This window comes from Brevundimonas aveniformis DSM 17977 (assembly GCF_000428765.1).
Classification (GTDB): Bacteria; Pseudomonadota; Alphaproteobacteria; order Caulobacterales; family Caulobacteraceae; genus Brevundimonas; species Brevundimonas aveniformis.
This window is the reverse complement of record NZ_AUAO01000001.1, coordinates 46,427-58,523: the sequence shown is the minus strand read 5'-3', so window position 1 is coordinate 58,523 and position 12,097 is coordinate 46,427. Positions and strand designations below refer to the sequence as shown.

Annotated in this window: 14 protein-coding genes and 1 tRNA gene; 9 read left to right on the top strand and 6 right to left on the bottom strand. The window is 67.3% G+C overall.

Annotation, left to right across the window (positions count from 1 at the left end; genetic code table 11):
- The first annotated feature begins 98 nt into the window (after positions 1-98).
- From G391_RS0100315 to tdh, 6 genes are all read left to right on the top strand, one after another.
- A tRNA-Met gene (locus G391_RS0100315) sits at positions 99-175 on the top strand.
- Positions 176-261: 86 nt separating this feature from the next.
- Positions 262-1,155: a DUF4232 domain-containing protein gene (locus tag G391_RS0100310; RefSeq protein ID WP_029085748.1), complete on the top strand. Its 894-nt coding sequence runs from the start codon at positions 262-264 to the stop codon at positions 1,153-1,155.
- Between the two features lie 101 nt (positions 1,156-1,256).
- On the top strand, positions 1,257-2,453 hold the full coding sequence (locus G391_RS0100305) for a glycine C-acetyltransferase (protein ID WP_029085747.1): 1,197 nt from the start codon (positions 1,257-1,259) through the stop codon (positions 2,451-2,453).
- Complete coding sequence (locus G391_RS0100300) at positions 2,450-2,812, top strand: hypothetical protein (protein ID WP_029085746.1); 363 nt, start codon at positions 2,450-2,452, stop codon at positions 2,810-2,812. Before G391_RS0100305 ends, G391_RS0100300 begins: the two co-directional genes overlap by 4 nt.
- A 75-nt stretch (positions 2,813-2,887) precedes the next feature.
- A complete protein-coding gene (locus tag G391_RS0100295) occupies positions 2,888-4,912 on the top strand; it encodes a TonB-dependent receptor (protein ID WP_035303427.1) in 2,025 nt (674 codons plus the stop codon).
- A gap of 117 nt (positions 4,913-5,029) precedes the next feature.
- Entirely contained in the window at positions 5,030-6,076 is a 1,047-nt protein-coding gene (tdh, locus tag G391_RS0100290) for an L-threonine 3-dehydrogenase (RefSeq protein ID WP_029085744.1), read from the top strand.
- Here the strand turns inward: tdh and G391_RS0100285 are convergent.
- Complete coding sequence (locus G391_RS0100285; protein ID WP_156893806.1) at positions 6,073-6,630, bottom strand: thermonuclease family protein; 558 nt, start codon at positions 6,628-6,630, stop codon at positions 6,073-6,075. The genes tdh and G391_RS0100285 overlap by 4 nt on opposite strands.
- Before the next feature lie 85 nt (positions 6,631-6,715).
- On the opposite strand from G391_RS0100285, the gene rlmJ reads away from it, so the two are divergent.
- Positions 6,716-7,537, top strand: coding sequence for a 23S rRNA (adenine(2030)-N(6))-methyltransferase RlmJ (gene rlmJ / locus G391_RS0100280; RefSeq protein ID WP_029085742.1), 822 nt, complete (start codon positions 6,716-6,718; stop codon positions 7,535-7,537).
- Here the strand turns inward: rlmJ and G391_RS0100275 are convergent, their stop codons facing one another.
- Both G391_RS0100275 and G391_RS0100270 read right to left on the bottom strand, forming a co-directional pair.
- A complete protein-coding gene (locus G391_RS0100275) occupies positions 7,538-8,485 on the bottom strand; it encodes an endonuclease/exonuclease/phosphatase family protein (RefSeq protein ID WP_035303425.1) in 948 nt (315 codons plus the stop codon).
- Positions 8,482-8,802: a heavy metal-binding domain-containing protein gene (locus tag G391_RS0100270; RefSeq protein ID WP_029085740.1), complete on the bottom strand. Its 321-nt coding sequence runs from the start codon at positions 8,800-8,802 to the stop codon at positions 8,482-8,484. Before G391_RS0100270 ends, G391_RS0100275 begins: the two co-directional genes overlap by 4 nt.
- 68 nt (positions 8,803-8,870) lie before the next feature.
- Here G391_RS0100270 and G391_RS13310 point away from each other — a divergent pair, with 68 nt between their 5' ends.
- Positions 8,871-9,362 (top strand): DUF4112 domain-containing protein, encoded by a 492-nt coding sequence (locus tag G391_RS13310; protein WP_051257013.1) that lies wholly within the window; start codon positions 8,871-8,873, stop codon positions 9,360-9,362.
- A 120-nt stretch (positions 9,363-9,482) separates the two neighbouring features.
- Here G391_RS13310 and G391_RS0100260 read toward each other — a convergent pair whose 3' ends face one another.
- From G391_RS0100260 to G391_RS0100250, 3 genes are read right to left on the bottom strand one after another with little or no spacing between them, the layout of a single operon-like run.
- Complete coding sequence (locus G391_RS0100260) at positions 9,483-9,908, bottom strand: hypothetical protein (RefSeq protein WP_029085739.1); 426 nt, start codon at positions 9,906-9,908, stop codon at positions 9,483-9,485.
- Entirely contained in the window at positions 9,905-10,333 is a 429-nt protein-coding gene (locus G391_RS0100255; RefSeq protein ID WP_029085738.1) for a M15 family metallopeptidase, read from the bottom strand. Before G391_RS0100255 ends, G391_RS0100260 begins: the two co-directional genes overlap by 4 nt.
- The gene (locus G391_RS0100250) at positions 10,330-10,569 is read right to left on the bottom strand and encodes a hypothetical protein (protein ID WP_029085737.1); all 240 of its coding nucleotides are present in this window, start codon (positions 10,567-10,569) and stop codon (positions 10,330-10,332) included. Before G391_RS0100250 ends, G391_RS0100255 begins: the two co-directional genes overlap by 4 nt.
- Positions 10,570-10,700: 131 nt before the next feature.
- Here G391_RS0100250 and G391_RS13305 point away from each other — a divergent pair, with 131 nt between their 5' ends.
- Positions 10,701-12,059 (top strand): methylmalonyl-CoA mutase family protein, encoded by a 1,359-nt coding sequence (locus G391_RS13305; protein ID WP_051257012.1) that lies wholly within the window; start codon positions 10,701-10,703, stop codon positions 12,057-12,059.
- Positions 12,060-12,097: the final 38 nt, after the last annotated feature.

Genomic DNA, 12,097 nt, shown 5'->3' with positions numbered 1-12,097 from the left:
CAAACCTGCTGACGCGGGATGGAGCAGCCCAACGCTCCGCTTGCGGAGCGGATCAGCCGCCTTCCGGGCTGCTCTCGCACCAAAAGCCAAAGATTTGACGCGGGATGGAGCAGCCCGGTAGCTCGTCAGGCTCATAACCTGAAGGTCGCAGGTTCAAATCCTGCTCCCGCACCCAAGTTTCGAAAGCCCCGCCTCGCGCGGGGCTTTTGCAATTCCGGCCCATATGACGCTACCGTCCCGCCGATTTTGCGCGGAGTCGCCATGAAAGCCCGTTATGCCCTTGCGCTCCTCGTGGTGCTGGCCGCCTGTACGGATCGTGCCGGCGAGACACCGCCTCCGCCACTTCCCAACGAACCGCCACCGCAAACCGTGGTCTATGCCTGTGACCAGGACCGGCCCGCTGAGGCGAGCTATGGCGCAGACGGGGCATTGGCCCTGACGCTGGGCAATGAAACCTGGCCGATGCAGCCGGCCGAGGCCGTATCCGGCGCGCGCTGGACGGGAGAGACGCTGGAATGGTGGGTGACCCTCGAGGGCGGCCAGGAAGTTGCGACCCTTCGCCAGTTGAACGCACAGCGCATCGGTGAGGCCGTTCTAGCCCGCTGTGTGCGACCGACGACGGGTGGCGTTCTCGCGCCCGAGCCTCCCGCAGCCACGACGCCGGCGGTTGCGGATGCGCCGGCGGCCCCCGCGCCGACAACTGAACAGCCGTGCGCTGGGCCGGCCCTGTCGCTGCACGTTGTGTCCGCCGACGCGGCTGCCGGATCGCGCTTCAATGTGCTGGCCTTCACCAATGAAGGGACGTCGGCCTGTATTCTGAACGGCTATCCCGGGGTAACGATGATCGGCACTAACGGCCAGGCGCGCGCGCCGTTTCGGATTATCCAGGATCCCGGCCTCTACTACGGCGAAAGTGCTTCGATCGAGCCGGTCCGGCTCCAGCCCAGTGGCAGCGCCTATTTCGATCTGGTCACAACGGCTGTGGCCGGAGAGGTTCCCGGCGAGACGGAGCCATGCCCAGCCGTGGTCGCCGTCCGGGCTTCGCCCCCAGGAGACAGCGGTTCGGTTCAGACCCCGCTGGCGCTCAATCCCTGCAATCAAAGGGCCCGCGTTACGCCGTTCCGGCCCACCGAGACGACGACGCGCGGGGGCTAAGCGTCCTCGCGCAGTCGCAGCCGGGCACCCGCAGCCCCGTGGGCGGGTGGAAACTCACCTGAAATCGGCGTAACCGTCCGGCGCGCAAGCCAGAGGACAGTATGACCCACGATTTCTACGCCCGCGTTCGCCAGACACTTGAGGATATCGACGCGCAAGGCCTGACCAAGCCAGAGCGGGTGATCGACAGTCGCCAGGGGCCGGTGATCCAGGTCGGCGGGCGCGATGTGCTGAACTTCTGCGCCAACAACTATCTGGGGCTGGCGGGTGACGAACGGGTGACCCAGGCGGGGATCGCCGCGCAAGACCGCTGGGGTGCCGGCACGGCGTCGGTGCGGTTCATCTGTGGAACGCTGGGGATCCACAAGCAGCTGGAACGGGCCATTGCCGACTACCTCGGCTTTGAGGACACCATCCTGTTCGCGGCGGCCTTTGACGCCAACGGCGGTATCTTCGAGCCGTTGTTCACCGACGAGGACGCGATCGTCTCTGACAGTCTGAACCACGCCTCGATCATCGACGGCGTGCGCCTGTGCAAGGCCAAGCGGTACCGCTTCGCCAACTCCGACATGGATGACCTGGAAACCCAGCTGAAACAGGCTCGGGCCGACGGCGCGCGCACGATCATCATCGCCACCGATGGCGCGTTCTCGATGGACGGCTACATAGCCAAGCTGAAGGACATCCGGGCGCTGGCCGACAAGTATGACGCCCTGATCATGGTGGACGACTGCCATGCCACGGGCTTTCTCGGGCCGAAGGGCCGCGGCTCCTACGCCCATTGCGGGGTCGGGGTCGACTTCGTCACCGGCACCTTCGGCAAGGCGCTGGGCGGGGCCATGGGCGGCTTCATCTGTGCCAAGTCCGAGGTCGTGGCGCTGCTGAAGCAGCGGGCGCGGCCCTATCTGTTCTCCAATGCCCTCTCACCGGCGGTCTGTGGCTCGTCGATGGAGGCGATCCGCATCGCCGGTGGGGCCGAGGGTGATCAGCTTCGTGACCAGCTCTTTGCCAATGCCCGTCGCTATCGCGCAGCGATGACCGAAGCCGGGTTCGACCTTTTGCCAGGCGAGCACCCGATCATTCCGGTAATGCTCGGCGACGCCAAATTGGCGCAGGACATGGCGGCACGGATGCTGGAGCTGGGCGTCTATGTGATCGGCTTTTCCTTCCCCGTCGTCCCGCGCGGCCAGGCGCGCATCCGCACCCAGATGTCGGCGGCCCACACCTTTGACCAGATCGACCAGACCGTCGACGCCTTCAAGACAGCGGGCAAAGAGCTGGGCGTGATCGCGTCATGAACGCCATGCTGATCGCCGGCGGCCTTGCCGCGCTTACGGTGGCGGCCCACTCCGTGCTCGGCGAGCGGCTGATCTTTTCGAGGCTCCGCAATGCGCAAGGGTGGACGGATGCGGCTCTGAATCTCCTGCCGGTGCGGCGGTGGTGGGCGTTGCGGGGAAGCTGGCACCTGTTGTCGATCTTCGGACTGGGTTTCGCAGCACTGCTGTTCGATCTCGGCGCGGGTCAGTCCCACGCGCAGGTCATCATCGGCATCACCTTCCTGGCGTCGGCTGTCTACTGGGCGGTGGCGACACGCCTGGGTCATCCCGCCTGGGTCGCGTTGGGTGCCATCGGCACCCTGATGTTCGTTCCGAGCTAGACCCGTTGCGGCAGAGGGGGAGGCGTTCATGCTGATATTCGCCGACCTTGAGCTCACCGGCATGAGGCTCGCCTGATGCTTCAGGTTCCGCCGCCGCCCGACGCGACGCTGCCCGAGATCGTGGTGACGGCTGCGCGGTTGCCGCTGGCGGCGGGCGAGCGGGCGTTTTCGGTGGTCCGGCTGAGTGAAGCGGATCTGGCTGACGGTCGGCGGCTGGACGAGGCGCTGGGGCAGATCCCGGCGGTCACCCTGTTCCGGCGCAACAGCAGTACTTCGGCCAATCCGACGACGCAGGGCATAGGCTTGCGCGGCATCGCGCCGTCGGGTGCCGGGCGCGCCCTGGTGACGCTCGACGGCGTGCCGATGAATGATCCGTTCGGCGGCTGGGTGATCTGGTCGCAAGCGCCGACCGAGAGCCTGGGCGGCGTCGATCTGATCCGGGGCTCCGGGGCCGGTCCCTATGGCGCGGGCGCCCTGACCGGCGTTGTCCAACTGCGTGAGCGTGACGCCGGATCGGTGCTCGATGCGTCGCTGGCCGAGCGCGGCGGCGTGCGGCTGGCCGGATCGACCGGCGTCCAGCGCGGCGCGGCCGGCGTCGTCCTGTCCGGCCTGTGGGAGCGTAATGACGGCTTTCGCGCTGTGCGCGGGCCTGACGCCGGGACCGCCGACACATCTTTGAATGTCGAGGCCGCCGCCGCCGCGATCCGCGCCGACTTGGCCGTGGGCACCGCCCGGCTGTCGCTACGGGCCGGAACCTTCGAGGAATCGCGGGGCTCCGGGCTGACAGGGGCCAACGCCCGGGCGTCTGGCAACGTCCTGTCGGCGACCCTGGCGATGACACCGGCACCGGAGCGGCCCGGCTGGCGGGTCCAGCTTTGGCGACGCGCCAGCGACCTGCAGAACAGTTCCGTCGCGGTCGCCCCAGACCGCAACAGCACAACCCCCGCCAACGATCAGTTCGCCACCCCGGCGGTCGGCTGGGGCACCAACCTGGCGCTGCGGCGCTCGGATGTGACCCTGGGCGCAGGTCGCCTCGAGTGGGAGATCGGGGCGGATGCGCGCCGGGCGGAGGGCGAGACGCGCGAGCAGTTCCGATTCATGGCGGGCACCTTCACGCGGGGCCGTGTGGCCGGCGGGGCCACCTCGGTCGCGGGGGTCTATGGCGAGGCCGCCTGGGAGGTGGGCGACTGGCTGGTCGCCGGCGGCGCGCGGTTGGACCACTGGGCCAATGCCTCCGGGCACCGTCTCGAGCGTGACCTGGCGACCGGTGCGGCGACGCTCCACGAGCGCGACCCGGATCGTTCGGGCGAGATCACCAGCGCCCGGCTGGCCGTGCGCCGGGTGCTGGCCGACGGTCACAGCCTGCGCGCCGCCGCCTATTCGGGTTTCCGCCCAGCCACCCTGAACGAACTGCATCGGCCGTTCCGGGTCGGCAATGACCTGACCGAGGCCAATGCGGCGCTGGAGCCGGAACGGCTTCAGGGCGTCGAGATCGGCTGGGCCTGGGCGGGCACCCGCGCCGACCTCTCGGCCACCGTCTTCGCCACGCGGCTGGAGGACGCCGTCGTCAATGTCACCATCGGTGCGGGGCCAGGGGTGTTTCCCCGCGCGGGTTTTGTTCCGGCCGGCGGCGTCTTGCGCCAGCGTCGCAACGCCGGGGTGATTTCGGCGGAGGGCCTGGAGGCAACGGGCCAGGTCGATCTGAGCGCGGCACTGTCGCTGCGCGGCGCCGTTTCGCTGACTGACGCCCGGATGGACGGTGGTGATCAGGCACCGCAGCTGACCGGCCTGCGACCGGCCCAGGCACCGGTCTGGAGCGCCACCGCGGGCCTCGACTGGACGCCCGCGGACACTTTGCGCCTGTCAGCCGATCTACGTTGGGAAGGCCGCCGCTTCGGCGACGATCTGAACAGCCAGGTGCTCGACGCCGCCGTGACCGCCGACCTCCGCGCCGACTGGCGTCTGCGACCGGGAGTTTCCCTGTACATCGCCCTTCTGAATGCCTTCGACGCCGAGGTCGAGACTGCAGAGACGGCCACGGGCGTCGCCAGCCTCGGACCGCCCCGCATGGGGGTGATCGGCCTCAGGGTTTCGTACTAGGCGGGGAACCTCCGGTTCCATCTGGCGGTTTCAGCCCGGTCCGCTACAAGGCGATCCAATCTTCGAGCGGTCGCCGCACGCGACCCCATACGCCCAGCACCAAAGGGAATGACCCCCATGACCGATACGATGAAGGCCCTGGCCAAGACGAAACCCGCAGAGGGCCTGGACCTGATCGATGCGCCAATCCCGACGCCGGGCGATGATGATGTGCTGATCAAGGTCCACAAGACTGCCGTGTGCGGGACGGACATTCACATCTGGAACTGGGACGAGTGGTCCCAGAAGAATGTGCCCGTGCCGATGATCACCGGCCATGAGTTCTCCGGCGAGATCGTCGCCATCGGCAAGGACGTGGATCGTCGGCTGAAGGTCGGGCAGCGCGTTTCCGCCGAAGGGCACGTCATCGACCTGAATTCGGAAGCCGCTCGCGCCGGGCATTTCCATCTGGACCCGCATACGCGCGGTATCGGGGTGAACCGCCAGGGGGCCTTTGCCGAATATGTCGTGGCACCGGCGTTCAATGTGATCGAGCTGCCGGATGATGTGCCCTATGAGATCGGGGCGATCCTCGATCCGTTCGGCAATGCGGTACACACGGCCCAGCAGTTCGATCTGTTGGGTGAGGACGTCATCGTCACCGGTGCCGGGCCGATCGGCATGATGGCCGCCGCCGTGGCGCGCCATGCGGGCGCGCGGACCGTGGTTCTGACCGATATCAACGACTTCCGGCTGGAGCTGGCGCAGAAGGTCGCGCCGGGCGTGCGCACGGTGAACACCACCAAGGAAGACCTGCATGACGTCATGCACGAGCTGGGCCTGAAGGTCGGCTTCGATGTGGCGCTGGAAATGTCCGGGTCGCCCATCGCCTTCAAACAGTGCGTCGACACCCTGATCATGGGCGGCGGTATGGCGTTGCTCGGCATTCCGTCCAGGCCGATGGAGACGGATTGGGGAACGATCATCCTCAAGGCCCTGACTATCAAGGGCGTCTATGGGCGTGAGATGTTCACCACCTGGCGCAAGATGCTGGGTCTGTTGAAGGCCGGGCTGGATCTCGGCCCGCTGATCACCCACGAGATGGGCTATCAGGACTACCGCAAGGGCTTCGAGGCCATGAAGTCGGGCCAGTCCGGCAAGGTGGTCCTGGACTGGGCGGCCTAGCCGCGCGGGTGATCCCGGCGCCAGTCGGCGGGGTTCTGGAAATCTGAGGTCCAGGCTCCGGCGCGATTGCGGCGGGCCACCTCTTCCTCGTCGATGTACTCGCGGGAATACCGGCGGAAGGCCAGGGCGTGGCCTTGCAGGACCATCTGCTCGCCCAGATCGACGCCGTCGACGTGGCAATAGGCGATGGTGCGGCCGTAGCGGTCGGTGTCCACCGGCTCGCAGGCGACGTGGCGACCGGCGATCAGGCGTTGTAGCGCATCGCGCGCGGCCTGGCCGCAGGGGCCGGTTCCGCAGGTCTGATGCAGCTCGAAGGCGTCGACGCCCTGCAGACGAATGCGCTCGCCATTCAGGCGCAGGCCGTCGCCGTCGCTGACTGTGGCTGGACCGGTAAGGGCGGCGGTGGTGGTTGGGAGTTCCGAGGCCATGGCCTCAGCCGGGAACTGCCCCGGCTTCACCAGAGACGTCATCGCCCAGGCCGTCAGTACGACGGCGAGCGTCAGCAAGGCGCTGATCAGAAGCGAGCGGCGACCGGCACGACGAGCGAATCCCATGGACAGAGGATGGGTTCGCTCAAGTTTCCGAAGGGTTCACACGCGGGCGGCTTGACCTGTCGTCGCGCACGGGCGAGGGCGGGACATGAACTATCGCCACAGCTTCCACGCCGGGAACTTCGCCGATCTACACAAGCACGCGGTGCTGCTGGCCTTGCTGAAGGCGTTGCGGCCTGAGAGCCGGGCGTTGACGGTGATCGACACCCATGCGGGGGCGGGGATCTATGATCTCGGCAACGACGACCAGGCCCGGTCGCAGGAGGCCGCGCGCGGTGTGAAGGCCCTGATGGCGGGCGACCTGCCGGGGTCATTCGAGCCCCTGATAGAGGCGGTGCGGGCGGCCAATAGCTGGGTCGATGATACGGCGAAGCTCTATCCGGGATCACCCTGGCTGATCGTCTCGGCGCTGGATGAGGACGATCTCTACATCGGGTGTGAGGTGCAGCCCGAGGTGCGCGAGCAGCTTGAGCTGGCGATGGGGGCGACCTCGGTTCCGACCGAGGTGCGGGCGGTCGATGGCTATGAGGCGGCTGGGCTGGCCTCGGCGGATTTCATCCTCATCGACCCACCGTATGAACGCCGGGATGACTATGAGCAGGCCGCACAGGCGGTCGTGGCGGCACAGGCTTTGAACCCGGAAGTGGTCGTGGCGATCTGGACCCCGCTGAAGGATCTGGAGACGCTGGACGGGTTTCTGCGGGACCTCAAGGGCAAGGCCGGCGGGGTCGAGATCCTGGTGTCCGAGGCGCGGATGCGACCCCTGCATGATCCGATGAAAATGAACGGTTCGGCCATGGTTGTCGTGCGACCGCCTCGGGGATTGGACAATGAGGCCCATGCGGTGGCCGAAGCCCTGGTGCGGGCGCTGGGCGATACGGGGGGTGAGGCCCGCACATGGCGGACCTGACTATTCCGGCACGGGCTCAACCGGTGCCAGACCGATTTCGGTGATGACCGGCATATGATCCGAGCCATTGCGCTGACCCAGCCGACGGTCACGGATGGCCAGATCGCGCGTGACATAGACCTGGTCGATGGTAATCCGCCCCGGCCCAGGCAGCTGTGAGGGCCAGGTGCCGGGCCAGCCCGGCGCAGCGTTCAGCTCCATACCCTCGCGGATCATGGTGCCGATACGACCGGTGGTGACGCTGTTGAAGTCGCCGGCGATGACGACCGGCCCCTCCAGAGGCGTGACCCGCGCCGTCAGGGAGGTGACCTGGGAAATCTGCCCATATTGGCCTTCGAACGGCCAGGGCCGGGTCAGATGGGTGACGATGAAGGTCATGGGCCCCAGCGGCGTCTCCCCACGCGCCATGACCGCGTGCAGCCCATCGTGTCGACGTCCGAACTCTTCGATCGGGAAGCGCGCGGCGATGATGGCGCGGTTGAGCAGGTCGCCCTGAACGGAGGTGTCGGTGCGATACGGATAGCCGGCCAGCAGGGTGTCGATCTGGTCGCGGGTCGCGGGACCCATCTCGATCAACAGGATGACGTCGGGATCAGCCGCCTCGATGGACCGGCGCATGGCCTCAACGTCGGTGTTGCGGACCCACACATTGGCTGAATAGACGCGGATGATGGGGGCTTCCGGGGCCGGCCGCCCGCCTTCCGGGGCCCATTGGGGCCAGACCACAAACAACAGCCCGAGGCCGACCAGCCCCGCCATCAGCTGGTTCAATCGCAGGCGTAGAAACAGATAGGTCACCAGCAGGATGCCGGTTCCGACCAGGGCCGGTGAGGTGAACTGTGCCAGAATGTCGGTCCAGCGGTGCCCATTGTTCATCAGCGTGGCCAGCAGAATGGCCGCTGGAACGCCAAGCGGGATCAACAGGAACAGGCCCAGGAAAAATTTCATCCGAGGCGGACCGCCGTACCCGATACGGCCACCATCAGCATTGAGCCTGTGTCTCCAAGCGTCTCATAGTCGTAGTCGATCCCGACAATTGCGTCGGCACCGAGGCGGCGCGCTGCCTCGCTCATTTCCTTCATCGCCTCTTCGCGGGCCTCGCGCAGGACCTTTTCGTAGGAGCCTGAGCGTCCGCCGATGACATCGCGAATGCCGGCAAAAACGTCGCGGAAGATGTTGGCCCCCAGGATCGCTTCACCCGCAACCACGCCCAGATACTCGCGGACCGGTCGTCCTTCGATGGTGGGCGTGGTGGAAACGATCATGTTTAATCTCCTTGGCGAACCGAAAGTTTGGGGTAAGCGTTACGGTCGGGGGCGAGGGGAGTTCGGATATGGCGCGCAGCATACGCGATATCGAGAAAATCTGGTCGAATGTTGAAGGCGTTCGAAAACTGTCCGACCGCGCCGTTGCGGTGGGACCGTTCGGCATCGGCATGGATGGTCTGCTGACGTGGATTCCGTGGGTCGGTGATGTCTATACGGTCGGGGCCGGGGGCTGGCTGATGATTCAGGCCATGCGCGCGCAGGCCACGCCGGGCACCCTGTTGAAGATGGCGGCCTATCTGGCCTCGGATACAGCGACGGCCGCGATCCCGTTCGGCGGGGCTGTCGTCGATACGCTGTTCCCCGCCCACGCCATGGCGGCTCGCGCCCTGCAAAAGGATATCGAGGCGACCCATTGGGTTGAGGCCGATGAGGACGACGCCAAGGCGTCCGGTGCCCATGACGGCCACGTCGAGGCGGGCCGTCAGGCGGGCAAATCGCGCGTGGTCTATCTGGGCAAGTCGGAACCGGCCGACCAGATTGCCAGCCGCCGCGCCTGATCGCATTCGACCAGGGCCTCGGCCCGCTCAAGATAGACCCGCTCAAGATCAGCCCAGGTCACCGGGCCGTCTTCGGGCAGGATCGGCAGCCGACAGGCTGTGCTCGCCTGAACCGGCGGCTCAATCCGGGGCGGCGGCGGCTGTGCAGGCGAGCGTGTCCAGCTCGCACACCCGGCGGTCAGCGTCACGCAGCCGATCCACCCGGCCAGGATCAATCTCGACAGTCGCATCGGCGGCTCCTTCGGACAGGGCCTGAGCCCGTTCAGTAATTTCAACGGTTCGGACGATGACGCGGGTGGCCTCCGCCACGTCCGCCTGCTGTTTTTCCAGCCACACGACCTCGGTGCGGCGGTTGGCGGCATCGACTTCGGCGTAATCGGCCCGCGCCGCCGCCCGCTCAAGCCGGCTTTCGTCCGACCACAGCAACCAGGCCGTCAGCCCGTCTGCCCAGCGCCCGATCAGGATGACGGCGATGATGACGGCGGCGAGCGCCACGAGCACGGCCATTACCTTGCCCAGGCGCGTCAGGTCGCCGAAACGGATCACAGCGCCAGCTCGAAATGCGGCGAATCCGTCTCACCCCGCTCGCGCGGCTGGCCGTCCCGGTCCCAATCGGCCCCCCAGCGGATGGCGATGCCCAGCTCCTTGGCGGCATCGAACATGGCCCGCGAGATCGCATCGAACTTCGTCAGGTCGGACCAGTCGATGGGAAACGGAGCCAGATCCACCGCATGGCCATAGCCGGTCATGGGGTTGACGAAATGTCGGCTGTTCAGGGTCCAGGTCACCTTGCGCCCCGGCTTGGTTCGGCCTTGGGCATAGAGCTGTTTCTGGCGCTCCGGCGTGCGGACGCCCTCTAGGACGGTGAAGTCCTGACGGCTGAGCTGAATGGCCCGCTCGACCACGCGGATCAGGTCAGGGTGAACGCCTTGCAGGCGGGTTCGGCTGCGCGCCGACAGAACATGGGTCATGCCACCCCCCGGACCTTTTCGAGGGACTTCAGGCCGAGCATGGCAGCGGCGAAGGTAAGCCAGAGGGCGAGATAGGCCTCGCCCATCGGACGACCGATCACCGGGCCAATCAGGCCGGCATAGAGAACGCCGAGCATGGCGGCCCACCCGGCGGCCGGTCGCCACAGACGATCAAAGGCCTGCCACAACGGATGGCGGCGGATCGGGTGATCGGGAAGCGGTATGGGGTCAATCATGGTGTCGTCCAGCAGGGGTATTGAGCGGAGAAGTGTCCGGTGTTGCGCTCGGCGGGGCACGAAGGCGGGGTGACCTCCCGCTTGACGCCCGCATTTGCGCGCCGCATGACCGGGCCCGACTGGAGGCCCCCTTGAGCAGCAAACCCTTGTCTCTGACCGAAGGCTTCGCCGCGCCCGATCGGGCGGCGTGGAAAAAGGCAGCGTCAAAAACAGCCCCGGATGCCCGCTTCGACGCGTTGATCCGGCGCAGCCTGGACGGGATCGAGATCGGGCCGCTGTACGGCGCGTGGAACGCGGGCGCGGCCCCGTCGGCCCGCAAGGGCGTGGCGGCGGACCCGACGCGCCCATGGGATCTTCGCAACGCGGTGTTCGCCCATGATCCGGGCGAGGCGAACCGGGCGTCGCTGACGGCGTTGGCGCAAGGCGCGGCCTCCATTCTGCTGCCGGTCGAGGCGGCAGGGATCGGCTCGGCCGACGATATGGCGGCGGCGCTGGACGGGGTGCTGCTGGAGCTGGCGACCGTGGCCCTGGACGCTGGCGCGCGCGCCGTGGAGGCCGCGAACTGGCTGGCGGTCGTAGCCAAGGGCTCGCCCCAGGCGAAGTTGGCCTTCCATCTGGACCCGGTCAGTTTGATGGCGCGCGAGGGGCCGGACCTGTTCGATTCCGCTGTGCAAACGGCGATGCGGCACGAGGGGGCCTATCCGAACGTCGAGCTGTTCCTAGGCTCGGGCCGGTTTGTCCATGAGGCCGGTGGAACCGAGGCGCAGGAACTGGCGGTGATGCTGGCCTCGGCTGTGGCTTATGCGCGGGCGCTGGAGGCCGCAGGGATGTCCAGCGAGGCGGCGCTGTCGCGCGTGACGCTGGGTCTGACGGTCGACAACATGATGTTCATCAGCCTGGCCAAGACGCGGGCCGCGCGCGCACTCTGGGCACAGGTATGCGCGGTCTCGGGCGTGTCGGTTCCGGCGCGGATCGAGGCGCGGTCGTCACGGCGGATGCTGTCGGCGGCGGACCCCTGGACCAATCTGCTGAGGTTGACGGCGGCGGGCTTTGGAGCCGGGGCCGGCGGGGCCGATGCGGTGGTGCTGGACCCGTTTGATGTGACGGCTGAAACGTCGACACCGCTGGCGCTCAGGCAGGCGCGCAATATCCAGCTGATCTTGATGGAGGAGGCCCATTTGGGGCGGGTGGCCGATCCCGCCGGTGGGTCCTGGTTTGTCGAAAGCCTGACTCGTGATCTGGCCGGGGCGGCGTGGGCCGAGTTCCAGAAGATTGAGGCCGGGGGCGGGGTGTTGGCCTCGCTGGACCGGCTGGCTGATGAGGTTTCTGGCGCGCGGTCCGAACGCGACCGGCAGCTCAAGGACGGCGAACGCCAGATGATCGGGGTGACCGTGCATCGTCCGGCAGATGCGGCGGTGGTGGTCAGCGAGGCCGCGATGGGCCGGTTCGCACCGGTGAGTTTGACTGCGGCGTTTGAGGGGGTGTCGTGATGGGGTTCGTTCCACCACTCGCTTCTCGGGAGAAGGAG

Excerpts from the sequence above, each read along its gene's own strand:
- G391_RS0100310 (WP_029085748.1), top strand. The coding sequence starts at position 262 with ATGAAAGCCCGTTATGCCCTTGCGCTCCTCGTGGTGCTGGCCGCCTGT.
- G391_RS0100305 (WP_029085747.1), top strand. The coding sequence starts at position 1,257 with ATGACCCACGATTTCTACGCCCGCGTTCGCCAGACACTTGAGGATATC.
- G391_RS0100300 (WP_029085746.1), top strand. The coding sequence starts at position 2,450 with ATGAACGCCATGCTGATCGCCGGCGGCCTTGCCGCGCTTACGGTGGCG.
- G391_RS0100295 (WP_035303427.1), top strand. The coding sequence starts at position 2,888 with ATGCTTCAGGTTCCGCCGCCGCCCGACGCGACGCTGCCCGAGATCGTG.
- tdh (WP_029085744.1), top strand. The coding sequence starts at position 5,030 with ATGACCGATACGATGAAGGCCCTGGCCAAGACGAAACCCGCAGAGGGC.
- G391_RS0100285 (WP_156893806.1), bottom strand. The coding sequence starts at position 6,630 with ATGGGATTCGCTCGTCGTGCCGGTCGCCGCTCGCTTCTGATCAGCGCC.
- rlmJ (WP_029085742.1), top strand. The coding sequence starts at position 6,716 with ATGAACTATCGCCACAGCTTCCACGCCGGGAACTTCGCCGATCTACAC.
- G391_RS0100275 (WP_035303425.1), bottom strand. The coding sequence starts at position 8,485 with ATGAAATTTTTCCTGGGCCTGTTCCTGTTGATCCCGCTTGGCGTTCCA.
- G391_RS0100270 (WP_029085740.1), bottom strand. The coding sequence starts at position 8,802 with ATGATCGTTTCCACCACGCCCACCATCGAAGGACGACCGGTCCGCGAG.
- G391_RS13310 (WP_051257013.1), top strand. The coding sequence starts at position 8,871 with ATGGCGCGCAGCATACGCGATATCGAGAAAATCTGGTCGAATGTTGAA.
- G391_RS0100255 (WP_029085738.1), bottom strand. The coding sequence starts at position 10,333 with ATGACCCATGTTCTGTCGGCGCGCAGCCGAACCCGCCTGCAAGGCGTT.
- G391_RS0100250 (WP_029085737.1), bottom strand. The coding sequence starts at position 10,569 with ATGATTGACCCCATACCGCTTCCCGATCACCCGATCCGCCGCCATCCG.